Origin of the sequence: Rhodococcus sovatensis (assembly GCF_037327425.1) — a bacterium.
In the GTDB taxonomy this organism is placed as follows: Bacteria; Actinomycetota; Actinomycetes; order Mycobacteriales; family Mycobacteriaceae; genus Rhodococcoides; species Rhodococcoides sovatense.
Map to the genome: position 1 here is coordinate 1,311,264 of NZ_CP147846.1, position 22,258 is coordinate 1,333,521.

Sequence of the window (22,258 nt, forward strand, 5' to 3'; positions counted from 1 at the left end):
CGGACGGACCGAGTGGTTCTGACGTGGTGCTGCAAGAGAAATCGGGGTGGAGCGGGCCGGCGCAGAGCTCGGCTACACGCTCGTCCAGCATCGACACGACGAACTGCAGACACGCTTGAGATCGACATGGCGTCGCGCCACCAGCCGTATCCCGAAGTCAGTCACGGGGCCCATTGTGCCACGACATCGCCCCTGGTCCGTCCACGGGCGGCCTATTTACCCCGAATTCGCGGTAAATAGGCTGGCAGTGCCGGTGAAAGTTCTTTCGGCGTGCGCATGGAACGGGGGTGTCGGCGCTTCTGGGAGACTGGGACGGTGAATCTTCTCGCTGCACCCACTGTCGCGCTCGAATTGCCCGACGAGGCATTCGACGGTGTGGGTCGGCGGCCGTTCGGCGTCTATGTCCACGTTCCGTTCTGTGCGACTCGGTGCGGATACTGCGATTTCAACACCTACACCGCCGGTGAGCTGGGAACCTCCGCCTCGCCCGCATCGTGGTTGGAAGGGCTTCGCCGCGAGCTCGACGCGGCCGCGTCGCTTATGACCGAACGAGTCGGGATGGTCCCGACAGCCGACACCGTGTTCGTCGGGGGCGGGACACCGTCGTTGCTGGGCGGCGACGGCCTGTCGGAAGTCCTGGCCGCGGTACGGGGGAGTTTCGGTCTGACCAGTGGGGGCGAGGTCACCACCGAATCGAACCCGGAGTCGACGTCGCCCGAGTTCTTCGATCGACTTCGTGCAGGGGGTTTCACCAGGGTGTCCCTCGGGATGCAGTCGGCGGCGCCACATGTGCTGGCTGTTCTCGATCGCACGCACACTCCCGGACGCGCGGTCGAAGCAGCGAAGGAAGCGCGGCGTGCCGGATTCGAGCACGTCAACCTCGACCTCATCTACGGCACACCCGGCGAGCGCGACATCGACCTGGACTCCTCGCTGACGGCCGTGCTCGACGCAGGCGTCGATCACGTGTCCGCGTATGCACTCATCGTCGAGGACGGGACTGCCATGGCGCGCAAGGTGCGTCGGGGAGAACTTCCCATGCCCGACGACGATGTGCTCGCCAGCCGATACGAGCGCATCGATTCGGCGCTGTCGAGCGCCGGTCTGCACTGGTACGAGGTGTCCAACTGGGCCACCGGCGCTGACGCCGAGTGCAAGCACAACGTCGGATACTGGGACGGCGGCGACTGGTGGGGCGCTGGTCCCGGCGCCCACAGCCACATCGGTGGCACCCGCTTCTGGAACGTCAAACACCCAGCTCGCTACTCGGAACAACTGGCGTCCGGTGCCTTCCCCGTCGCGGGGAGCGAGCTACTCACTGCGGAGGATCGCCACCTCGAAGAACTCATGCTCAAGATCCGGCTTCGGACCGGGTTGCCCGCCGATGCCCTCGCGGACGCGGAGCGCGTGGCTGCCGACAAGGTCGTCGCAGACGGTCTGATGGTCGTCGAGGGTGCAAGTTACGTACTCACCGACCGTGGACGGCTGCTCGCCGACGCCGTGGTGCGCACCATTGCCGCGTGAGGCCCGCGCTCGGAAGTGCTCAGGCCCCGAGTAGGTCGTAGTCGAACACCCGGGCATGTAACACGGTCCGATTTCGGAGCGCCGCCCGGACGGCTCGGTGCAGTCCGTCCTCGAGATACACCACGCCGCGGTAGTGCACCGCATGCGGGAACAGATCGCCGTAGAACGTCGAATCCTCGGACAGCAGTCGGTCGAGTTCGAGGACTTTCGTCGTCGTCACGATCTCGTCCAGTCGCAGTTGGCGAGGCGGGATCTTGGACCAGTCGCGTAAGGAAAGCCCGTGCTCAGGGTACGGCTTGCCGTCGCGCACACCTTTGAAGATCATGCGATGAACGTCGTCGAAGTCGAGTAAGCCACCGCACCACAGTAAGGCCTTGGAGCGCCGAGGTGTCTGCGGCTACTAGACTCGAGCGACGAGCTACGCGACAAGACCTGATCGGAGGGGTGGAAAGTGTCGAGCACCGACGACAGACGATTCGAAGTACTGCGCGCCATCGTCGCCGACTACGTCTCCACTCAGGAACCAGTCGGCTCACGCGCCCTGGTCGAGCGGCACAATCTCGGCGTCTCCAGCGCTACCGTGCGCAACGACATGGCAGTCCTCGAAGCCGAGGGATACATCGCCCAGCCACACACCAGTTCAGGACGTGTTCCGACCGACAAGGGCTACCGGCAGTTCGTCGACCGGATCGCCGACGTGAAGCCGTTGTCACCTGCGGAGCGTCGGGCGATCCTCGAATTCCTCGAGAACGGGGTCGACCTCGATGATGTGCTCCGGCGCGGGGTGCGTCTGCTGGCACAGTTGACCCGTCAGGTTGCCGTCGTCCAATATCCGACTTTGTCGGTGTCTTCGGTCCGTCACCTGGAGATCGTTGCGCTTACCCCGGCAAAGTTGTTGATGGTTCTCATCACCGATTCGGGGAGAGTCGACCAAAGAATCGTCGAGCTCGGCGATGTCATCGACGATGACGAGCTCGCACAGCTGCGCCGCCTACTCGGCGGCGCGTTGGAAGGAAAACGCTTGGCGGCGGCATCGGCTGCTGTCGCGGAACTGGCCGAGAACGCACCGGGCCCCCTGCGTGACGCGATGATCAGGTCGGCCTCCGTGTTGATCGAATCACTCGTCGAACATCCCGAAGAGAGATTGGTTCTCGGGGGGACGGCGAATCTCACCCGCAACGCGGCCGACTTCGCTGGCGATGCAGGTTTCCCTGGCTCCCTACGCGCAGTCCTCGAAGCTCTGGAAGAGCAGGTCGTGGTGCTGAAACTACTTGCTGTGACGCAGGACACGCGCACTGTCACGGTGCGGATCGGCGAAGAAACCCAGGTCGAGGAGATGCGCGGTACCTCGGTAATCTCCACCGGCTACGGTTCGGCTGGCATGGTGCTGGGAGGAATGGGTGTGCTGGGACCCACTCGTATGGACTATCCAGGAACAATTGCATCGGTCGCGGCCGTTGCGAGATACATCGGCGAGGTCCTCGCCGAACGCTGAGAACTTCCACGCTGCCACGCACAACGGGTGTGCGGGCGGCGAGTAACTGATCCAAGAGAAATACATGACGAAAGAGACTTACGTGGCACGGGACTATTACGGAACGCTCGGAGTCGGTCAGAAGGCCACCGACCAGGAGATCAAGCGCGCCTACCGGAAGCTGGCTCGCGAACTTCACCCCGACGTGAACCCGGACGAGGCCGCTCAGGCTCGGTTCAAGGAAATCTCGACCGCGTACGAGGTGCTGTCCGATCCGGAGAAGCGTCGCATCGTCGACCTCGGCGGAGACCCACTGCAGCAAGGTGGGGGCGGTGGCGGAGGGTTCGGCGGCGCCGGCTTCGGTGGCGGTCTCGGTGACGTGTTCGAGGCCTTCTTCGGCGGCAGTGGCGGTGGCGGAGGGCGCGGTCCACGTGGTCGCGTCCAGCCTGGAGCAGACTCGTTGCTCCGCACGAAACTGACACTCGACGAGTGCGCATCGGGCGTCACCAAGCACATCACCGTCGACACTGCAATCCTGTGCGATCTGTGTACGGGTTCGGGCACCAACGGTGACTCGAAGCCCGTTCGCTGCGAGACCTGCGGTGGCGCCGGTGAGGTCCAGTCCGTGCAACGTTCGTTCCTCGGCCAGGTCATGACGTCTCGTCCCTGCCCGACGTGCCGCGGTGCCGGTGAAACCATCCCCGACCCGTGCCGTAAGTGCGCGGGCGACGGGCGTGTGCGATCGCGTCGTGACATCTCGGTCAAGGTTCCGGTGGGTGTGAGCAACGGGATGCGTATCCGGCTTGCATCGCAGGGCGAGGTCGGCCCCGGCGGCGGACCTGCAGGAGACCTGTACGTCGAAATCGTCGAGCAGCAGCACGAGGTCTTCGTCCGTGACGGCGACGACCTGCATTGCACCATCCGCGTACCGATGGTCGACGCGGCACTGGGAACATCGGTGTCGGTGGACGCCATTATCGACGGTCCCACGGACATCACAATCGACCAGGGAACTCAGCCAGGGGCGGTCGCAGTGCTGCGAGGACACGGAATGCCGAAGTTGCGTTCCGGAGTCCGCGGCGATCTGCACGCGCATCTCGAGGTCGTCGTCCCGGCACGGCTCGACAGCAAGCAGAGTCAGCTTCTGGAAGATCTCAAACGGCTCCGCGATCGTGACGCGGCCGAAGTGGTGACGACCGGGTCGCAGCACAGCGGCGGGTTGTTCTCCAGGCTGCGGGAAGCGTTCAGCGGTCGCTGACGATGGCGGCAACCGTCTTCTATCTGACCCCGTTGCCCGGCGTCGGCGGCACAGCCGTACTCGACGGCAAGGAGGGCCATCACGCTGCCACAGTGCGCCGGATACGCGTCGGTGAGCGCATTCTGTTGTCGGACGGCGCAGGTGGACTTGCGGATACGGTCGTGACAGCGGTCGAGCGTGATCGTCTGGAAATGGCGGTGACGTCTCGATCCGAAGCTGCCCGCCCTACCCCGACCATCGGGCTGATCCAGGCGCTGCCCAAGGCGGAACGCTCGGAACTGTCGGTCGAACTTGCCACCGAAGCCGGCATCGACTCGATCGTTCCGTGGCAGTCCGCGCGGTGTGTAGCCCGGTGGGAGGGCGCGAAAGCCGTCAAGGGTGTGACCCGGTGGCGAGCCGTCGCGGCGGCGGCGTCGAAGCAGTCTCGACGCCCCTTCGTGCCGGACGTGCTCGACCTGCACGACACCGCAGGGGTAGTCGAGCTCGTCCGGTCGGTCGTCGATCGGGGTGGCCTCGTCGCAGTGCTGCACGAAGCCGCCACGGCTGAGTTCTCCTCGCTGCCGTTCCGCGATGTGTCGGAGGCGTTGCTCGTCGTCGGGCCCGAAGGTGGGATCGATGACAAAGAAATCGCCAGGCTGACCGATGCCGGCGCGACGGCAGTGATGTTGGGTCCCACCGTGTTACGCACATCGACGGCAGCAGCTGTCGCGCTCGGAGCGATCGGTGCGATCACGGACCGCTGGGCGCAGGCACCGCTCGATTTCGGATCGTCCGAGTGAACCGAATCCGAATTGCCTACGGCGAGCACTCCGAGCAGTTCGGGCATCTGTATCTACCGGAAACTGCTGCGTCGGAGCCTGTTCCCGTCGTCGTTGTCATCCACGGTGGATTCTGGAGTGGTCGATACGCGCTCAACCTCGGAACTCAGTACGCGATCGAGTTCGCCCGGGCCGGGTTCGCCGCATGGAACATCGAATACCGGCGAGTCGGTGCCGGCGGAACCTGGCCGCAGGTCAGCAGCGACGTGTCCGACGCTGTGGACGCCATCGATGGTGTCGTGCAAGAGAATTCGCCGCTCCGTCTCGATCGCGGCGACGTCCGGATCGTCGGACATTCGGCAGGCGGTCAACTCGCGGTTTGGCTGGCAGGACGGGAAAACCCCGAAATAAGGCCGTCGAGGGTGGTGTCCCAGGCGGGAGTTCTCGATCTGACCGTCGGGCCGTCGAACCGATCGGTGAATCCGGCAGTGACGGCACTCCTGGGCGTGAGCTACGACGAAGCGCCGGAACTCTATCGCTCCGCGTCGCCGCTGCATCGGCTGCCGACAGGCATTCCGGTGCATTGCATTCACGGTGCGGCCGATGCGCAGGTCGCGGTATCGCACAGCGAGCGGTATGTCGGGGAGGCAGTCGACGCCGGTGACGACGCTCGACTGTCGGTCGTGGACGGCGAGGACCACTTTGCGTTCCTGCAGCCGGGGAGCGAGTGCTGGAAGCAGACGCTCGCCGCGGTGCTGGACTAATTGGAATGCGCTGATCGCGCAGAGCGTTAAACTCGGTGTCAGTACGTCCGTATCAGATCCGCACCGATATCAGCGATACCCGAAAGTAGGCATTGGCCACCACGTGACTGAACACAGCGATTTTCCTGCCGAACGTCAGGTTCGGTCGAGCATGGAATTGGCCCCCGAAGCGGTTCTGCCGCTGCTCGGAGCGTCGGACGAGAACCTGCGGACTCTGGAGCAGATGTTGAGCGCGGACATCCACGTTCGGGGAAACGCAGTGACTCTGTCCGGCAAGGTCGCCGATGTCGCCTTGGCGGAGCGCGTGATTTCCGAGCTGGCCGCTGTCGTGAAGCGTGCGCAGCCGTTGTCCCCCGATGCCGTTCGGCGGACCGTCGCGATGCTGACCGAGGGTGTCTCCGAATCGCCCGCAGATGTGCTGAGCCTGGACATTCTGTCGCGTCGCGGTAAGACTATTCGGCCGAAGACTCTCAACCAGAAGCGCTACGTCGATGCCATCGACGCCAACACTATCGTGTTCGGAATCGGCCCCGCCGGTACCGGCAAGACCTACCTTGCGATGGCGAAGGCAGTGCAGGCTTTGCAGGCCAAGCAGGTCAGCCGCATCATCTTGACCAGACCGGCCGTCGAAGCCGGGGAGCGCCTCGGATTCCTTCCGGGGACCTTGCACGAGAAGATCGATCCGTACCTTCGACCGCTGCACGACGCACTGCACGACATGATGGACGTCGAGTCGATCCCCAAGCTCATGCAGGCGGGAGTCATCGAGGTCGCGCCCCTGGCCTACATGCGTGGTCGCACCCTCAACGATGCATTCATCATTCTCGACGAAGCGCAGAACACGACCGCCGAGCAGATGAAGATGTTTCTGACCCGGCTCGGTTTCGGCGCCAAGATCGTCGTGACCGGCGATGTCACTCAGGTCGACCTTCCCGGAGGTGCGCGTTCAGGACTGCGCGCCGCGACCGAAATTCTGACCGACGTCGACGATATTCATTTCGCACACTTGACCAGCAGCGACGTGGTCAGGCACCAGTTGGTCTCGGAGATCGTCGACGCCTACGAGCGGTTCGAGTCGACGCGTGGGGGAGACTCGCCGATCGTAAACCGTGCTGCGCGACGCTCGGGTGGGCCTCGGTCTGCTCGCCGATAGACTCACCGTGTTCACCGAAGCGAAGTTGTGTGCGAAAGAGAGAATGAGCGGTAGATGAGTATCGAGGTGTCCAACGAATCGGGGATGAATGTCTCCGAGTCGGAACTCGTGAGCGTGGCCCGATTCGCGATCGCGAGCATGGATGTCCATCCTGCTGCCGAACTGTCGATGGTGCTCGTCGACTCGGCCACCATGGCCGATCTGCACATGCGCTGGATGGACCTGCCAGGGCCGACGGACGTCATGTCGTTTCCGATGGACGAGCTCGAGCCGGGTGGTCGTCCCGACGCCCCGGAGCCCGGCCCGTCGATGCTCGGCGACATCGTGCTGTGCCCGTCGTTCGCGGCAGATCAGGCAGCTGCGGCAGGTCATCCGCTCGAGCACGAGCTGGCGCTGCTGACGGTTCATGGCGTGCTCCATCTCCTCGGCTACGACCATGCGGAGCCGGACGAGGAGAAGGAGATGTTCGGTCTGCAGAACCGCATCCTCGAGGAATGGTACGAGGATCTGCGTCGCGCCGAGGAAGCCGAACTGCAGGCCGCGCGTGACAACAGGTTGCTCGGCAAGACCGGATTCGCGCGGGACGACAACCTGTGAGCAGTGCGCCCGCACTCGTCGTCTCTGCCGTGGTCCTGGTGCCCCTTGCCGGTCTGTTCGCGGCCATCGATTCGGCACTCAACACGGTTTCGCGTGCGCGCATCGAGGACATGGTCAAGGACGAACGACCAGGTGCCGTCGGACTGCTGAACGTCGTCGCGGATCGACCCCGATACGTGAATCTGACGGTGTTGCTCCGAATTCTGTGCGAGATCGCGGCGACGGTTCTGCTTGCCGGCGGCATGATGGATCTGCTGTCGGACAATCTTGCGCTCGCGGTCACCGCGATCGTGATGGTGCTGGTCAGCTACATCGCGGTGGGCGTCGGTCCGAGAACGCTCGGCAGACAGCACGCCTATTCCATCGCGCTGTCCACAGCGTTCGCGCTGCGCGCGCTCGGCTGGATTCTCGGACCGGTCAGCCGATTGCTCATTCTGATCGGCAACGCGATCACCCCGGGGCGCGGTTTCCGCAACGGCCCGTTCGCCTCCGAGATCGAGCTCCGTGAACTGGTGGACATGGCCCGTGAACGCGGGGTTGTCGCCGACGACGAGCGTCGAATGATCCAATCCGTCTTCGAACTCGGTGACACCTCGGCGCGTGAGGTGATGGTTCCCAGACCCGAGATGGTGTGGATCGAATCCGACAAGTCTGCCGGTCAAGCCACCTCACTCGCGGTCCGAAGTGGGCACTCGCGTATCCCGGTGATCGGGGAGAACGTGGACGACATCGTCGGTGTCGTCTATCTGAAAGACCTTGTCCAGCAGACGTATTACTCCACCGACGGCGGTCGAGGTGTCCGTGTCGATCAGGTGATGCGTCCAGCGGTGTTCGTACCGGACTCGAAGGCTCTCGACTCTCTGCTGTCCGAGATGCAGCTGGACCGAAATCACATGGCGATTCTCGTCGACGAATACGGTGGCACGGCAGGGTTGGTGACCATCGAAGACGTCCTCGAAGAGATCGTGGGAGAAATCGCCGACGAGTACGACTCGGACGAGGTAGCACCTATCGAGGACCTCGGCGACGGACGGTACCGTGTGACGTCCCGTGTTCCGTTGGAGGATGTCGGCGAGTTGTTCGGTATCGACATCGAATCCGAGGACGTCGACACGGTCGGCGGGCTGCTCGGCTACGAACTGGGTCGCGTACCGCTGCCCGGATCACGCGTCGAGTCGCACGGATTGATACTCGTCGGTGAAGGTGGGTCGGATCAGAAGGGCCGCGTGCGTGTCACGACGGTATTGGTGGAACGAGTGCCCACTCCGGAAGATGCCGACGACGACGAGCAGGACACACAGACACAGGACGTCGATGCGCGATAGTGCAGGCGATACCACGACGACCATCCCAAGCCCGCCGCGGCAGGGAGAGCTGGGAGGTGCTCGATGACTGATTCGAGCGAGAACACTTTTCGATCCGGATTCGTCTGCTTCGTCGGACGGCCGAACACCGGAAAGTCGACACTCACCAATGCACTCGTCGGCTCCAAGATCGCCATCACCTCGTCTCGCCCTCAAACGACGCGTCACACGATTCGCGGCATCGTCCACCGCGAGAACGCGCAGCTCATTCTCGTCGACACCCCCGGATTGCACCGTCCGCGAACGCTGCTGGGGCAGCGCCTCAACGACCTGGTGCAAGACACGTATTCCGAAGTCGACATCATCGGCCTCTGCATTCCGGCGGACGAGAAGATCGGGCCGGGCGACCGCTGGATTCTCGAGCAGGTGCGTCACATCGCACCCAAGACCACGTTGATCGGCATCATCACCAAGATCGACAAGGTCAAGAAGGAACGCGTCGTGCAGCAGCTCATGTCGCTGTCGAAGCTCCTGGGCGAGAACAGTCATGTCATCCCCGTGTCTGCGGCGTCGGGGGAGCAGGTGGAGAAGCTCGTCGAGTTGCTCGCGTCGGAACTTCCGCCGGGGCCGGCGTTCTACCCCGACGGCGAGCTCACCGACGAGCCCGAAGAGATCCTGATGGCCGAACTGATCCGCGAGGCCGCGCTCGAAGGCGTTCGCGACGAGCTTCCGCACTCGCTGGCCGTGGTGATCGAGGAAGTCACCCCGCGCGAGGGCCACGACAACATGCTCGACGTACACGCAATCCTCTACGTCGAACGTTCCAGCCAGAAGGCCATCATCATCGGCAAGGGTGGATCGAGGCTCAAGGAGGTAGGCACCGCATCGCGATTGCAGATCGAGAAGCTGCTGGGCACGCGCATCTACTTGGATCTGCACGTCAAGATCGCCAAGGACTGGCAGACGGACCCCAAGCAGATGGGCAAGCTGGGGTTCTGACGTTCGGTGGCCGTCGGGTGCGAGTGGCGCAGGTCTGCAGGAGCCATGACGTGGGAGACTGGAACGCGTGAGGCTATACCGGGACAACGCAGTCGTGCTGCGCCAGCACAAGCTGGGTGAAGCCGACCGTATTGTCACGCTCCTGACCCGAGACAACGGCATCGTCAGAGCCGTCGCCAAAGGGGTGCGCCGCACCAAATCCAAGTTCGGCGCCAGGCTCGAGCCCTTTGCCCACGTCGACGTTCTTCTCCATCCCGGACGCAACCTCGACATCGTCACGCAGGTCCATACCGTCAATGCATTCGGTGGTGACATCGTCACCGACTACGGCTGCTACACCACCGGATGCGCGATTCTCGAAACTGCGGAACGGTTGGCAGGAGAAGAACATGCGCCCGCCAAACGGCTGCATCAGCTGACCGTCGGGGCGTTGCGTGCTCTCGGTGACCGTGCACGCCCTCCGGAACTGATTCTCGACGCTTTCCTGCTCCGCGCGATGGGGTTCTCCGGGTGGGCGCCGTCGTTGACGGAGTGCGCTCGGTGTGCAGCGCCCGGACCGCATCGCGCATTCCACGTCGCTGCGGGCGGATCGGTCTGCGTGCACTGCAGACCACCGGGATCGGCGACGCCGATGACCGGCGTACTCGATCTGATGGTCGCTCTCGAACGTGGCGAATGGGACTACACACAGACCACATCCACCGCCGTGCGCAGTCAGGCCAGCGGACTGGTGGCTGCCCATCTGCAGTGGCATCTCGAACGACAGTTGCGTACGTTGCCGCTCATCGAGCGGACGGCGCCGCATCAGCCCGAGCCTGGTTCGGCCCCGGTTTCTGCCGTCGGGCAGGATGAAGACCGTGATTCTGCGACGCGAACCGCGTACTCAGCCTGACGAGGTGTCGGCGGTACGTCCACCGGATCCACATCCGTCCGGCGCACGACCACCGATTCTCCAACCGGAGTTGATTCCACGCCACGTGGCCTTGGTCATGGATGGCAACGGTCGGTGGGCGCAGGACCGAGGGATGCCCAGAACGGCGGGTCACGAGCGCGGTGAAGCAGTACTCATGGACACGGTGTGCGGCTGCATCGACATCGGGGTGAAGTGGCTGTCGGCCTACGCGTTCTCCACCGAGAACTGGAAGCGCAGTCCCGACGAGGTCAAGTTCCTGATGGGATTCAATCGCGACGTCATCAGGCGCCGCCGGGACGAGATGAACGAGATGGGTGTCCGGGTGCGATGGGCCGGCCGCCGACCCCGCCTGTGGCGCAGCGTGATCAAGGAACTCGAAGTCGCCGAGGAGTTGACGAAGAAGAACACCGTCATGACCCTGACGATGTGCGTCAACTACGGTGGACGAGCCGAAATCGCGGACGCAACAAAGGAAATCGCTCGACTGGTTGCTGCAGGCAAGCTCGATCCGGAGAAGATCACCGAAGCGACCGTCGCCAAGTACCTCGACGAACCCGATATGCCGGACGTCGATCTTTTCCTACGTCCGTCGGGGGAGCAGCGGACGTCGAATTTTCTACTGTGGCAATCTGCCTACGCGGAGTTCGTATTTCAGAAGAAGCTTTTTCCGGACTTCGACCGCCGGGATCTGTGGGAAGCATGCGTCGAATTCGCCTCCAGAGATCGCAGATTCGGTGGAGTCAAATATGAGTGAGCAGTTGACGTTGCAGTCCCGTGCAGAATTGGCGCTCGCACAGTTCGCCACCGTGGTGGTCGGTGAGGAGGGTTCGCTCGGGTTCGACTATGCCGGGGCGCTGTGTTCGCTGCGTTCGGTAGCTCTCTCGCCGGGACTGGAAGTGCTGTCTTTGACGGCAGTTCTAGCGTGGGATCGGCCGCTCAAAGCTGCATTGCACAAGAAGGTTGCCGATCGGAACGCGGACTCGCAGTTCGGATCGATCTCGGTCAACGTGCACGAGAAGTCGGCAGATGTGTTGTTGCGATACACATTTCCAGCCAGTGGCCTCGACGACGAGGCTCTCATGACGATGCTGGTGCTGGTTCTCGGTGGAGTGGAGAAGGCCCGCGAGGGCTTGCTGCCCTGAGCTACTTGGCTTTGCACTCGCTGCAGGTGCCGAAGATCTCTATGGTGTGACTGACGTCGGTGAAACCGTTGTCCTCGGCGACGCCCTGAGACCACGTCTCGACGGTCGGTCCTTCGACCTCGACGGTGTAACCGCAGTCCCGGCAGACGAGATGGTGATGGTGGCCCGACGAACAGCGCCGGTAGACCGATTCTCCCGTGTCGATCCGCAGCACGTCGACAGTGCCGGCATCGGCGAGTGTCTGCAGCGTGCGGTAGACGGTGGTGAGACCGATACCTTCGCCGCGACGGCGCAGTTCGTCGTGCAGATCCTGCGCCGAGCGGAACTCGTCGATGTTGTCCAGTAGGTCGGAGATGGCACTGCGCTGCTTGGTGGCGCGCACTCCGACTGCGACCGGCTTGCGGGGGTGGACGGTGTCGGTCGTGGTCTTGTCGGTCACGAAATCAGCCTTCCTCAGCATGTGCGACCGCGTCGACGACGATGTGAGCGAGGTGATCGTCGACGAGTCGGTAGAGAACTTCACGGCCGTTGCGCTCGCCTTGGACGACTCCGGCGGCCTTGAGGACGCGGAGGTGCTGGCTGATCAACGGTTGGGTGACCCCGAGCGCACCGACCAGTTCGTGGACGCAGCGCTCGGATTCGCGCAATTGCAGAACGATTGCGATCCGCACTGGGGCCGCGAGTGCGCGCAGAATGTCGCCTGCGGCGGTCAGCGTCTCTTTCGGCGGAACCGGCGCGGCCGGGGTGGCTGCGAACGGATCGTGTGCATGACCGGGGATCTGTGCATGACCGGGGATCACGTTGTGGTCATCGCCGAGATTCGAAGGGTCTGTCTCCAGGATTGCCAACAGATTTCTCCTTCGTCAGTTCTCGTGTTCGGACACCACACTAGTCCAGTGAGTGTTAATGCAAACCACTTCCATTTTGATATGCACGAGTGCGCATGTCAAACGCGGTGGGGAGCGTTCGGTTAAATGTGCCTCGACCGATAGGCTTCTGCCTGTCAAAGTCCCCCTCGCAAGACACCAAGATGGAGAGCTCCGCCAGTGGCACCCAAGTCCAAAGTCGAAACCGTCGCCAACCTCGCCAAGCGTCGAGGGCTCGTCTACCCCTGTGGCGAGATCTACGGCGGTACCAAGTCGGCCTGGGACTACGGCCCGCTGGGCGTCGAGCTCAAGGAGAACATCAAGAAGCAGTGGTGGCGCAACATGATCACCACGCGCGAAGATACCGTCGGGCTCGACTCCTCGGTCATCCTGCCGCGCCAGGTGTGGGAGGCGTCGGGTCACGTCGAAACCTTCAGCGACCCGCTCGTCGAGTCCCTCATCACGCACAAGCGCTACCGCGCCGATCATCTTCTCGAGGCCTACGAGGAGAAGCACGGGCGTCCACCCGAGAACGGTCTCGCCGACATCCGTGACCCCGAAACCGGTGATCCGGGCCAGTGGACCGAGCCGCGCGCATTCTCCGGCCTGCTCAAGACCTTCCTCGGACCGGTCGACAACGAAGAGGGCCTGCACTACCTGCGCCCCGAGACCGCGCAGGGCATCTTCGTCAACTTCGCGAACGTACTCACCACCTCACGCAAGAAGCCTCCGTTCGGCATCGGCCAGATCGGTAAGAGCTTCCGCAACGAGATCACGCCCGGAAACTTCATCTTCCGCACCCGTGAGTTCGAGCAGATGGAGATGGAATTCTTCGTCAAGCCCGGCGAGGACGACGAGTGGCATCAGTACTGGATCGACTACCGCATGAAGTGGTACACCGACCTCGGCATCGACCCCGAGAACCTGCGGCTGTACGAGCACGCCAAGGAAAAGCTGTCGCATTACTCCAAGCGGACCGTCGACATCGAGTACCGCTTCCGGTTCCAGGGCAGCGAATGGGGCGAGCTCGAAGGCGTCGCCAACCGCACCGACTACGACCTGTCGGTGCACTCCAAAGCCTCCGGCCAGGATCTGAGCTACTACGAGCAGGCCACCGACACGCGCTACACCCCGTACGTCATCGAACCGGCGGCTGGTCTGACGCGTTCGCTCATGGCCTTCCTCGTCGACGCGTACACCGAGGACGAGGCTCCAAACGCAAAGGGCGGCGTCGACAAGCGCGTCGTGCTCAAGCTCGACCGTCGCCTCGCTCCCGTCAAGGTCGCGGTCCTGCCGCTCTCCCGCAACGCCGATCTGACGCCGAAAGCCAAGGATCTCGCGCAGCAGCTGCGTCAGTACTGGAACGTCGAATTCGACGACGCCGGCGCAATCGGTCGCCGCTACCGTCGCCAGGACGAAATCGGAACCCCGTTCTGCATCACCGTCGACTTCGACACCCTCGACGACCATGCCGTCACAATCCGTGAGCGGGACAGCATGGCACAGGAGCGGGTCGCACTCGACCAGGTCGAGGGTTACCTCGCTCAGCGGTTGTTGGGGGCCTGACACCCCGCCCTTTCTGTGACCGAATGTCTGTTTCGGTCACTTGGGGTGAGCGAATGTCTGTTTGGGTCACTCTGAGTGACCGAATGTCTGTTTGGGTCACTCTGAGTGAGCGAATGTCTCATTCGGTCACCCAAGCCGGGCACCGAATGAGTCATTCGGTGCCCGGGCAGGCTGTACGCATTGCTCACGACCTTGGGAGGCACGCCGGATCCGGCCGCCTCGATTGTGCGCGCGGGAGTCGCCTACGCGCGCCTAGAACCGGCCGCCGCCCGAGCGCCCGCCGCCACCGAAGCCCCCGCCACCTCCACCGAAGCCACCGCCGCCACCGAAGCCGCCGCCACCGAAGCCGCCGCCACCGAAGCCGCCCCCACGGCTACCGCGCAGCATGCTGTCGATCAGGATTCCACCGAGAACGGCGCCCGCGGTGCCACCTCCCGAGCCCCTACCTCCACGTGGTCGACGGCTGTCCTCCCAGCTCGCAACGTCGGCCTGCGCGGTCTGCGACGCCTGCGCGGCCAACCCCGCTGCGGCCTGGGCGTGTTGCAGTGCCTGTGCGGGATCGGTGGACTCGAGCCGTCGGGCAGCCTCGAAGTGGCGCTCTGCTTCGGCGAGACGCGTCCTCGCTTGGGCTCCGACGCCACCGCGGCGGGTCGAGATGTAGTCCCTCGCTGCGGTGATCTGCGACTGGGCAGCGCCGAGGTCACGTGCGAGGCGTGCGCGTTGCAGGTCGTCCTGGGTCTTCGCTTCGGTGGCGTCCTCGATCACCTCGTCGAGATGTCGATCGGCCGCGACGAGTTGCGTGTAGCTCCCGAGGGGATCCGAGGATTGCGACGCCTCGGCGTTGCGAAGGGCTTGCTCGGCGGCGGCGCGTGCACTCTGCAGCTCGTTGCCGCCGTGCTTGGCCAACGAATCGGCGTTCGCGAGGTCGCGGCGGACCTCCTCGATTGCTGCGGGAAGTGTCGCGATCGCGTTGCGTATGTCGTTCTGCGCGTGGTCGACTCCGTCGAGCAGCGCTCGGGCTTGGTCGACTGCCTTTTCGGCGGTCCGCACAGCCGAGACGAGTTGCCCTTGCTGGCCGGCGGGTTTCGCAGCGGTGTCACGGCCCACCGCGATGTTGCTCTCGGCGAGCTCGATGTCCTCACGGGCCATCACGATGTTCGACGAGATCGAGGCGAGCGCAGGCGGCGCGAACTCGGTCTGCAGCTGGGCCAGAATCTTCTCCGACTCCGGCACTCGGACCGTCAGTTCGACGACAGCTTGTGTCAGGGAGTCGAGCTTCGTATCGGCGTTGATCAAGAGATCGCGCATCGACTCGAATTCGGCTACACGCGAATCGAGTTCGTGATCAGCCCGCCCGCACGACGAAATGATCTGGATCAGCATCGAACGGCGTTGATCCGGCGTCTCGGGGATGGCGTCGTCGAGACGTTGGCGAACTTGGAACGCCGAGCCGAGCGCCTTCTTAGCCTCCTCGAACGCGGTGATGAACGGCCCTGCGGTGGTGTCGCCGAACTCCGATCGTGCAATCGCGAGCTCTTCTTCGCTGGCGCGGACTGCGTTGTCGGTCTCCACGAGCATGGAGTGTGCTCGGGCATCCAAGATGTCGAGTGGCAACGCCGTAAGCGACGCGGTGTCGGTGGGATCGATGCTGTTCGCCGCTTCGATTCCGGCCTTCTGACGCGCCTTGTTGCGTCGCGACGAATAAACGACCGCCCCGCCGCCCGCGACGAGAACGGCTCCTGCGCCGATGAGCCAGGGGGTACTGGATCCGCTGGACCCGGAGGATGCATAGGCGTCGCCCAGTGTTCCTGCAGTGACGATCGCTGCACCTGCCCAGTCTTCTTCGCGCAGAGCGGGTTCGATGTTGTCGGTTTGCAGCTCGTCGATCTCCGATTGAGTGATTTCGGTGAGACCGTTGGACACCCACGTCGCGTACGACCGGTCGACGGTCGCGACCGCGAGCAATGCGTCCCTGTCTCCGAAACCGCTGGCTTGGGCGGTTGCGTCGGCCCATTCGCTTGGTTCGAGGTTGTCGAAATCTGCGACGTAGACGATCCAGAGACGGATCCGATCCGCGTTGTACACATCGTCGATCGCGGCCTGCACGTCGGCGAGCTGTCCGTCGTCGAGGGCCTCGACGTTGTCGGTTATCTGGCCGGCCAGCCGTGACGGGGGCTCGGCCGTCGCAGTCCCCGCGGCGCCGAAAAGTGCCGCAAGAGCGACGATCGCGATGAGAGCACCGAGGGCGAGCAATCGCTGGACTCTGGAGACAACGGGACCGTGCTTTGCCTGATCGACTGCCATGAGAACTGAATCTACCGGCAGCAGGGAGGGGTGATCACTCCCCATGACACTTGTCATGACGGAATCGTGACGCTCGATCGAGGTCCGGGAGCTGCCGGAGTAGCAAAGTTCTTCTCATGACAACGACACCCGCAGTGCATCTGGAGCACCTGAGCAAGTCCTACGGGTCGGTACAGGCCGTGGCGGACGTGAGCCTGACAATCGAACCCGGTGAGGTGGTTGCCTTCCTCGGCCCCAACGGTGCGGGCAAAACGACGACCATCGACATGATGCTCGGGCTGGCCAAGCCCGATTCGGGTACGGCCCAGGTATTCGGATCCCCACCGGCCGACGCGATCAGCGCTGGGCGGATCTCGGCGGTGATGCAGTCGGGCGGACTCATTCGAGATCTGACCGTCCGCGAGACGATCCGCCTCACCGCCTCCCTTTTTCCGCGCACCCAGCCAGTCGAGAGCGTGATGGAGCGCGCGGGCATCACCGCGATCGCAGACCGGAGTGTCGCGAAGTGCTCTGGCGGTGAACAGCAACGGCTCAAGTTCGCGCTGGCACTGTTGCCGGAACCGGATCTACTGATCCTCGACGAACCGACAACCGGAATGGACGTCGAAGGTCGACGCGACTTCTGGAACGCGATCAGGCACGACGCACGTGGCGGCCGAACCGTTCTGTTCGCTACGCACTACCTGGACGAGGCAGATGCCTATGCCGATCGCATCGTGCTGCTGCGGCACGGACGGATCGTCGCCGACGGGAGTGCCGCCGAGGTCAAGAACCTCGCCTCCGGTCGTACCGTCACCGCCACAGCCCCGTCCATCGATGCTTCCGCGCTGCTACACCTTCCGGGCGTCGACCAGGTGGAGACGCGAGGCGAACGGGTCATCGTCCATGGCCGTGACTCCGACACCGTTGCGCGATACCTGCTGAACAACGGAGCTGTCGACCTCGAAATCGTATCCAAGAACCTCGAAGACGCGTTCCTCGCTTTGACCACCGACCGATCCGCCGATCTCGTAGGGAGCACAAGATGACCACGCTGACTCAGAACCGCACGCTCACCCTCGGCGGCTTCAGCCCGACCTTTCTCGGCCTCGAGATCAAGAGGCTGGTCCGCAACCGTCGGACGGTTGTGTTCACCTTGGTGATGCCGCCGGTGTTCTTCGTGATCTTCGGAACCCAATCCGACTTCACCAGCAACTACGCATTCGCGCACGGAAACGTGACGGCGTTCGTCGCGATCAGCATGGCCGTCTACGGCGCAATGCTCGCGGCCACCAGCGGCGGCGCAATGGTGTCGGTCGAGCGCGCGCAGGGGTGGAGTCGGCAACTGCGCCTGACGCCGTTGCGCCCTGTCGCGTACATCGTGACCAAGATGATCGTCGCGATGACGATGGGCCTCGCATCGGTGCTCGTCGTGTTCGCGGTCGCTGCAGGCTTCGGGGCGGACATGCCGATCTGGGTCTGGGTGTCCAGCGGCATCATCGCCTGGCTTGGCAGTTCGGTGTTCGCGGCGTTCGGATTGTTCATGGGATATCTGCTGCCGTCGGAAAACGTGATGCAGATTCTCGGACCTGTTCTCGCCGTCCTGGCCTTCGCCGGTGGGCTGTTCGTTCCACTCGCGGACAGCGGCTGGTTCGCCGACATCGCCAAGTTCACCCCGCTGTACGGTCTCGCGGCCGTTGCGCGGGCTCCGTTCACCGAGCCCTCGTTCGGCACCCTTGCAGTCGCCGTGATCAATCTCCTCGTGTGGGCAGGGTTGTTCATCTCCGGCGCTGCAGTCCTGTTCCGTCGTGATACGAAGCGTGTGTGAACGGGGTACTAGCGTGAGCACCATGACCCCAGTCGAGGTGAGTGCACCCGAGGGGATCGGTCGGATGTTCCGCTTCGGCTGGGTTTTCGGCTTGATCTGGCTGTTCTACCTCGCGTATCCGCTCGGGGAGGTGCTGGCACTTCCGCACCTGTGGCAGAAGGTTCTCGGATCTGCGGCCGTCGTCGCGTTCGGAGCCACGTTCCTCATCGTCATCTGGGGATTCCGGACCGCCAATCGATCAGGACGAGCACTCGACATTCGCTGGGCGTGGTTCGGGTTGATCGTGATGGGCTCGTTGATCGTGGTCCTGGCCGTCATGATCGGAAGCCAGTCGTTCGGGGCGACGATCTACATGGCCGTCCTTGCGATGATGACCCTGCCGACGCGTCAGGCATGGGCCTCGGTGGCCGTTCTCGTCGTGGTGATCGAGGTCGTTCCCCGTATCGTTCCCGACTGGGATCCCGGCTCGTTCTTCGCCTTTCAACTCGTCATCAGTGCGGTTGCAGCATGGGGCATCACGCAGGTGTTCAAGCGCAACCACGAACTCGCTGTCGCCCGCCAGCAGCTGGCCGACCTCGCCATCGTGGCCGAACGCGAGCGCGTCAGCCGTGACGTTCACGACATCCTCGGCCACTCGCTCACCGTCATCACCGTCAAAGCCGAATTGGCGGGACGACTGATCGAGATCGACCCAGCGCGCGCGGCCGTCGAGATCGGCGAGGTGGAAGCGCTTGCCCGCGAAGCCCTCAGCGATGTTCGATCGACGGTCGGTGGACTACGCAAGGTCGACGTCGCGGTCGAGCTCGCAAATGCGCGCACCGCGCTCGCCTCCGCTGGAATCGACGCCGATCTGCCGCTCGACGCAGATCTTGTCCCGCTGCGCAACCGCGAATTGTTCGGGTGGACCCTTCGCGAAGCCGTCACCAACGTGATTCGGCACAGCGGTGCGAGGCGCTGCCGTGTCGACGTGCAGGCCTCACGCATCGAGATTTCCGACGACGGGGCCGGTGTCTCGGAACAGTGCCCTGGCGACGGCAGTATCAACGACGACGGCAGTATCGGCAACGGTTTGCGCGGGCTCGCCGAACGCGTGAAAGCCGCGAACGGAACACTGACCGTCGGACGATCGGGGACCGGGGGATTCACAGTCGAGGTGGAGTGCCGATGAGCATCAGGTTGTTACTGGCCGACGATCAGGCCCTCGTCCGCGGTGCGCTGGCCGCACTGCTGGACCTCGAGTCGGATCTCGAGGTCGTCGCAGAAGTGGGACGCGGCGACGAGGTTGTCGCCGCCGCTCTCGAACACCGTCCCGACGTCGCCTTGCTCGACGTCGAAATGCCGGGACTGGACGGGATCGCGGCGACCGCCGAGTTACGAAAGCACGTGCCGAGCTGCCGGGTGATGATCGTCACCACGTTCGGACGGCCCGGGTACCTGCGTCGCGCGATCGATGCCGGCGCCGACGGGTTCGTCGTCAAGGACACCCCGGCGAGACAATTGGCCGACGCGGTCCGCCGGGTCGACATGGGTCTGCGCGTGGTCGATCCGACGCTTGCCACCGAGACGCTGACCGAGGGAATCTCGCCGCTGACCGCGCGCGAGCACGAAGTTCTTCGGGCCGCGGCAGCAGGTGGGACGGCCGCGCGACTGGCCGCGGCGCTGCACCTGTCCGAGGGCACGGTCCGCAATCATCTGTCCGCTGCCATCGGAAAAACGGGCACCACGACTCGCGCCGAAGCAGTCCGGGTGGCGGAGGAACGAGGGTGGTTGTGACGGTCGCCCGCGCGCCCGAGCATCGGCCGCGCGGGTGGACTGGCAAACTCGAGGGGTGAACCCGACTCTCGACCGCGATCAGTACGGCGACCCATATGGGGATTCGTACGACTATTCCGAACCCGAACCTCCGCGGCTCGGCTTCTTCGGCACGCTCGGTCGGTGGACGACGCGACTCGTCGTAGGCGTCGTATTGATGGGGTTGTTGGTCGTCGGTGGGACCGCGGTCCGGGTGTGGCACGTTGCCCGAATCGACGACAAGACGACGGCGGACGCAATCGTCGTCCTCGGTGCCGCGCAGTACTCCGGAACGCCGTCATCGGTGTTCGAGGCGCGGTTGTCTCAGGCAGCGTCGTTGTTCGAGGAGGGTGTGGCTCCCGAGATCGTGACAGTCGGAGGCAAGCAGGAAGGCGATCTGTACACCGAGGCTGCGTCGGGAAAGATGTTCCTCATCGACCAGGGCGTGCCGGCTGATCAGATCACCGCCGTCGAACAGGGTTCGGACACGCTCGAAAGTATCGAAGCGGTCAGCGAAACCTTACGTGCACAGGGCAAGTCGTCGGTGGTGCTGGTGTCAGATCCGTGGCACTCGCTCCGCACGCGCACCATGGCACGGGACGCCGGGTTGGACGCATGGACGTCCCCGACCCGCACCGGACCCGCGGTGTACACGCGTGAATCGCAGGCACACGGCATCGCGCGCGAGACAGGCGCGCTCCTGTGGTACCAATTGACGCACTTCACCGCTGACTTCGCGTACACGGCAGGGCAATGACGGTGGGTACCTACATCGATCACGACGTCCAGCGCTTCGTCACCGAGGCGCCGAAGACGGCTGGGCTGAACAGTGCGCAGGAAAATGCTTCGCACCGTAGCGCTTTCGCGCGAGATCGTGCGAGGGTGCTGCACTGCGCGGCGCTCCGGCGGCTGGCCGACAAGACGCAGGTGACCGGCCCGCGCGACGGGGACACTCCCCGTACCCGGCTGACGCATTCGCTCGAGGTCGCGCAGATCGGCCGGAGCATCGCCGAGGGAATCGGCAGCGATCCGGACCTCGTCGACCTGGCCGGGCTTGCGCACGATATTGGGCACCCTCCCTACGGTCACAACGGCGAACGGGCCCTCGACGAGGTCGCAGTCGACTGCGGCGGATTCGAAGGCAACGCACAGAATCTGCGAATCCTCACCGGGCTCGAACCGAAGATCCTCGACGCCGACGGCCAAAGCGTCGGACTCAACTTGACGCGCGCTTCACTCGACGCGGCGACGAAATATCCGTGGCTACGCCCGTCACCCGGCGCCAAGTTCGGGGCCTACGACGACGATGCCGCCATCCTCGACTGGGTTCGTGACGGTGCGCCCGAGCGTCGCAAGTGCCTCGAAGCACAGTCGATGGATTGGGCCGACGATGTCGCGTACTCGGTGCACGATGTGGAGGACGGTGTTATCGACGGTCGTATCGCCCTGCGATCACTGGGTGCTCCCGCCGAGCAGCGCGAGTTGGCCGAACTGGGTGTCCGAGAATTCCGGGGCCTCGACGTGAACGAACTCATCGAAGCGGCGGACCGGTTGTCACGGATGCCCGTAGTGACGACTGTGGGTCAGTTCGACGGCACCTTGGCGGCATCGGTCGCGCTCAAGCATTTGACGAGTGAGCTCGTCGGCAGGTTCGCAACCGCTGCGATCAACGGCACCCGCAGCCGACGGGGAACAGAGCCTCTGGCCAGATACGACGCCGACCTGGTGATCCCGCCGATCGTCGCAGCCGAGGTAGCGCTGCTCAAGACGATGGCGCTGCGGTACGTGATGTCCGACGCCGGGCACAAGATCCGTCAGGAACGCCAGCGTGACCGAATTCATCGGGTCGCGGAGTGGCTGCAGAGATCAGCGCCGGGGGAGTTGGACCCGATATTCGTCCCGGCCTGGAACCGAGCCGACAGTGACGGGGAGCGGACACGGGTGGTGGTAGATCAGATCGCGTCGTACACCGAAAGCAGGCTCGAACTGATCGACAAGCGCAGTCTCGGAGCTCAAGCCAGCTGGGGCTGATCTGATT

23 protein-coding genes are annotated in these 22,258 nt (G+C 64.0%); 19 read left to right on the plus strand and 4 right to left on the minus strand.

Translation table 11 applies throughout. From position 1 onward, the window contains the following. Positions 1 to 315: 315 nt before the first annotated feature. A complete protein-coding gene (gene hemW, locus WDS16_RS06055; RefSeq protein ID WP_338891261.1) occupies positions 316 to 1,524 on the plus strand; it encodes a radical SAM family heme chaperone HemW in 1,209 nt (402 codons plus the stop codon). A gap of 19 nt (positions 1,525 to 1,543) precedes the next feature. On the opposite strand, the gene WDS16_RS06060 is transcribed toward hemW, so the two are convergent. Beyond that, entirely contained in the window at positions 1,544 to 1,849 is a 306-nt protein-coding gene (locus tag WDS16_RS06060; protein ID WP_068378754.1) for a type II toxin-antitoxin system VapB family antitoxin, read from the minus strand. 126 nt (positions 1,850 to 1,975) lie between these two features. Here WDS16_RS06060 and hrcA point away from each other — a divergent pair, with 126 nt between their 5' ends. The 11 genes from hrcA (at position 1,976) to WDS16_RS06115 (ending at position 11,886) form a co-directional block, all read left to right on the plus strand. Further along, a complete protein-coding gene (hrcA, locus tag WDS16_RS06065; protein ID WP_338891264.1) occupies positions 1,976 to 3,019 on the plus strand; it encodes a heat-inducible transcriptional repressor HrcA in 1,044 nt (347 codons plus the stop codon). An 82-nt stretch (positions 3,020 to 3,101) separates the two neighbouring features. Then, a complete protein-coding gene (gene dnaJ / locus WDS16_RS06070; protein WP_338893264.1) occupies positions 3,102 to 4,256 on the plus strand; it encodes a molecular chaperone DnaJ in 1,155 nt (384 codons plus the stop codon). 2 nt (positions 4,257 to 4,258) lie between these two features. Next, positions 4,259 to 5,035 carry a 16S rRNA (uracil(1498)-N(3))-methyltransferase gene (locus WDS16_RS06075; RefSeq protein ID WP_338891266.1) on the plus strand — a complete coding sequence of 259 codons (777 nt, stop codon included), beginning with the start codon at positions 4,259 to 4,261 and terminating at the stop codon, positions 5,033 to 5,035. After that, positions 5,032 to 5,778 (plus strand): alpha/beta hydrolase family protein, encoded by a 747-nt coding sequence (locus WDS16_RS06080; protein ID WP_338891268.1) that lies wholly within the window; start codon positions 5,032 to 5,034, stop codon positions 5,776 to 5,778. Before WDS16_RS06075 ends, WDS16_RS06080 begins: the two co-directional genes overlap by 4 nt. Before the next feature lie 151 nt (positions 5,779 to 5,929). Beyond that, a complete protein-coding gene (locus tag WDS16_RS06085; RefSeq protein WP_338893265.1) occupies positions 5,930 to 6,931 on the plus strand; it encodes a PhoH family protein in 1,002 nt (333 codons plus the stop codon). A gap of 54 nt (positions 6,932 to 6,985) precedes the next feature. Continuing rightward, positions 6,986 to 7,528 carry an rRNA maturation RNase YbeY gene (gene ybeY, locus WDS16_RS06090; protein ID WP_338891269.1) on the plus strand — a complete coding sequence of 181 codons (543 nt, stop codon included), beginning with the start codon at positions 6,986 to 6,988 and terminating at the stop codon, positions 7,526 to 7,528. Next, positions 7,525 to 8,853 carry a hemolysin family protein gene (locus WDS16_RS06095; protein WP_338891270.1) on the plus strand — a complete coding sequence of 443 codons (1,329 nt, stop codon included), beginning with the start codon at positions 7,525 to 7,527 and terminating at the stop codon, positions 8,851 to 8,853. The genes ybeY and WDS16_RS06095 overlap by 4 nt, the downstream gene beginning before the upstream one ends. Positions 8,854 to 8,916: 63 nt before the next feature. Then, positions 8,917 to 9,831, plus strand: coding sequence for a GTPase Era (era, locus tag WDS16_RS06100; RefSeq protein WP_068378772.1), 915 nt, complete (start codon positions 8,917 to 8,919; stop codon positions 9,829 to 9,831). Positions 9,832 to 9,898: 67 nt separating this feature from the next. Then, complete coding sequence (recO, locus tag WDS16_RS06105) at positions 9,899 to 10,723, plus strand: DNA repair protein RecO (protein WP_338891273.1); 825 nt, start codon at positions 9,899 to 9,901, stop codon at positions 10,721 to 10,723. Then, the gene (locus WDS16_RS06110) at positions 10,680 to 11,498 is read left to right on the plus strand and encodes an isoprenyl transferase (RefSeq protein ID WP_338891275.1); all 819 of its coding nucleotides are present in this window, start codon (positions 10,680 to 10,682) and stop codon (positions 11,496 to 11,498) included. Before recO ends, WDS16_RS06110 begins: the two co-directional genes overlap by 44 nt. Then, complete coding sequence (locus tag WDS16_RS06115; RefSeq protein WP_338891277.1) at positions 11,491 to 11,886, plus strand: hypothetical protein; 396 nt, start codon at positions 11,491 to 11,493, stop codon at positions 11,884 to 11,886. Before WDS16_RS06110 ends, WDS16_RS06115 begins: the two co-directional genes overlap by 8 nt. A gap of 1 nt (position 11,887) precedes the next feature. Here the strand turns inward: WDS16_RS06115 and WDS16_RS06120 are convergent, their stop codons facing one another. Both WDS16_RS06120 and WDS16_RS06125 read right to left on the minus strand, forming a co-directional pair. Next, positions 11,888 to 12,325, minus strand: coding sequence for a Fur family transcriptional regulator (locus tag WDS16_RS06120; RefSeq protein WP_338891278.1), 438 nt, complete (start codon positions 12,323 to 12,325; stop codon positions 11,888 to 11,890). A 4-nt stretch (positions 12,326 to 12,329) separates the two neighbouring features. Then, positions 12,330 to 12,686: an ArsR/SmtB family transcription factor gene (locus WDS16_RS06125; RefSeq protein WP_422395816.1), complete on the minus strand. Its 357-nt coding sequence runs from the start codon at positions 12,684 to 12,686 to the stop codon at positions 12,330 to 12,332. Between the two features lie 246 nt (positions 12,687 to 12,932). Between WDS16_RS06125 and WDS16_RS06130 the strand changes: the two genes are divergently transcribed. Then, positions 12,933 to 14,318 carry a glycine--tRNA ligase gene (locus tag WDS16_RS06130; RefSeq protein WP_338891279.1) on the plus strand — a complete coding sequence of 462 codons (1,386 nt, stop codon included), beginning with the start codon at positions 12,933 to 12,935 and terminating at the stop codon, positions 14,316 to 14,318. Positions 14,319 to 14,570: 252 nt separating this feature from the next. On the opposite strand, the gene WDS16_RS06135 is transcribed toward WDS16_RS06130, so the two are convergent. After that, on the minus strand, positions 14,571 to 16,622 hold the full coding sequence (locus WDS16_RS06135) for a TPM domain-containing protein (RefSeq protein ID WP_338891281.1): 2,052 nt from the start codon (positions 16,620 to 16,622) through the stop codon (positions 14,571 to 14,573). 116 nt (positions 16,623 to 16,738) lie between these two features. Here WDS16_RS06135 and WDS16_RS06140 point away from each other — a divergent pair, with 116 nt between their 5' ends. Genes WDS16_RS06140 through WDS16_RS06165 form a run of 6 tightly spaced genes read left to right on the plus strand, consistent with a single transcriptional unit; the run spans position 16,739 to position 22,251 of the window. Beyond that, the gene (locus tag WDS16_RS06140) at positions 16,739 to 17,650 is read left to right on the plus strand and encodes an ABC transporter ATP-binding protein (protein WP_338891283.1); all 912 of its coding nucleotides are present in this window, start codon (positions 16,739 to 16,741) and stop codon (positions 17,648 to 17,650) included. Then, positions 17,647 to 18,429, plus strand: a complete 783-nt coding sequence (locus tag WDS16_RS06145) for an ABC transporter permease (RefSeq protein ID WP_338891285.1) — start codon at positions 17,647 to 17,649, stop codon at positions 18,427 to 18,429. The genes WDS16_RS06140 and WDS16_RS06145 overlap by 4 nt, the downstream gene beginning before the upstream one ends. Positions 18,430 to 18,451: 22 nt before the next feature. Beyond that, entirely contained in the window at positions 18,452 to 19,597 is a 1,146-nt protein-coding gene (locus tag WDS16_RS06150; RefSeq protein WP_338891287.1) for a sensor histidine kinase, read from the plus strand. After that, on the plus strand, positions 19,594 to 20,202 hold the full coding sequence (locus WDS16_RS06155) for a response regulator transcription factor (protein WP_338891289.1): 609 nt from the start codon (positions 19,594 to 19,596) through the stop codon (positions 20,200 to 20,202). Before WDS16_RS06150 ends, WDS16_RS06155 begins: the two co-directional genes overlap by 4 nt. Positions 20,203 to 20,257: 55 nt before the next feature. Further along, positions 20,258 to 20,977: a YdcF family protein gene (locus WDS16_RS06160; protein ID WP_338891291.1), complete on the plus strand. Its 720-nt coding sequence runs from the start codon at positions 20,258 to 20,260 to the stop codon at positions 20,975 to 20,977. Continuing rightward, entirely contained in the window at positions 20,974 to 22,251 is a 1,278-nt protein-coding gene (locus WDS16_RS06165; RefSeq protein WP_338891293.1) for a deoxyguanosinetriphosphate triphosphohydrolase, read from the plus strand. The genes WDS16_RS06160 and WDS16_RS06165 overlap by 4 nt, the downstream gene beginning before the upstream one ends. Positions 22,252 to 22,258: the final 7 nt, after the last annotated feature.

Excerpts from the sequence above, each read along its gene's own strand:
- WDS16_RS06060 (WP_068378754.1), bottom strand. The coding sequence starts at position 1,849 with ATGATCTTCAAAGGTGTGCGCGACGGCAAGCCGTACCCTGAGCACGGG.
- WDS16_RS06075 (WP_338891266.1), top strand. The coding sequence starts at position 4,259 with ATGGCGGCAACCGTCTTCTATCTGACCCCGTTGCCCGGCGTCGGCGGC.
- WDS16_RS06085 (WP_338893265.1), top strand. The coding sequence starts at position 5,930 with ATGGAATTGGCCCCCGAAGCGGTTCTGCCGCTGCTCGGAGCGTCGGAC.
- ybeY (WP_338891269.1), top strand. The coding sequence starts at position 6,986 with ATGAGTATCGAGGTGTCCAACGAATCGGGGATGAATGTCTCCGAGTCG.
- era (WP_068378772.1), top strand. The coding sequence starts at position 8,917 with ATGACTGATTCGAGCGAGAACACTTTTCGATCCGGATTCGTCTGCTTC.
- WDS16_RS06110 (WP_338891275.1), top strand. The coding sequence starts at position 10,680 with ATGAAGACCGTGATTCTGCGACGCGAACCGCGTACTCAGCCTGACGAG.
- WDS16_RS06115 (WP_338891277.1), top strand. The coding sequence starts at position 11,491 with ATGAGTGAGCAGTTGACGTTGCAGTCCCGTGCAGAATTGGCGCTCGCA.
- WDS16_RS06135 (WP_338891281.1), bottom strand. The coding sequence starts at position 16,622 with ATGGCAGTCGATCAGGCAAAGCACGGTCCCGTTGTCTCCAGAGTCCAG.
- WDS16_RS06140 (WP_338891283.1), top strand. The coding sequence starts at position 16,739 with ATGACAACGACACCCGCAGTGCATCTGGAGCACCTGAGCAAGTCCTAC.
- WDS16_RS06145 (WP_338891285.1), top strand. The coding sequence starts at position 17,647 with ATGACCACGCTGACTCAGAACCGCACGCTCACCCTCGGCGGCTTCAGC.
- WDS16_RS06150 (WP_338891287.1), top strand. The coding sequence starts at position 18,452 with ATGACCCCAGTCGAGGTGAGTGCACCCGAGGGGATCGGTCGGATGTTC.
- WDS16_RS06155 (WP_338891289.1), top strand. The coding sequence starts at position 19,594 with ATGAGCATCAGGTTGTTACTGGCCGACGATCAGGCCCTCGTCCGCGGT.
- WDS16_RS06165 (WP_338891293.1), top strand. The coding sequence starts at position 20,974 with ATGACGGTGGGTACCTACATCGATCACGACGTCCAGCGCTTCGTCACC.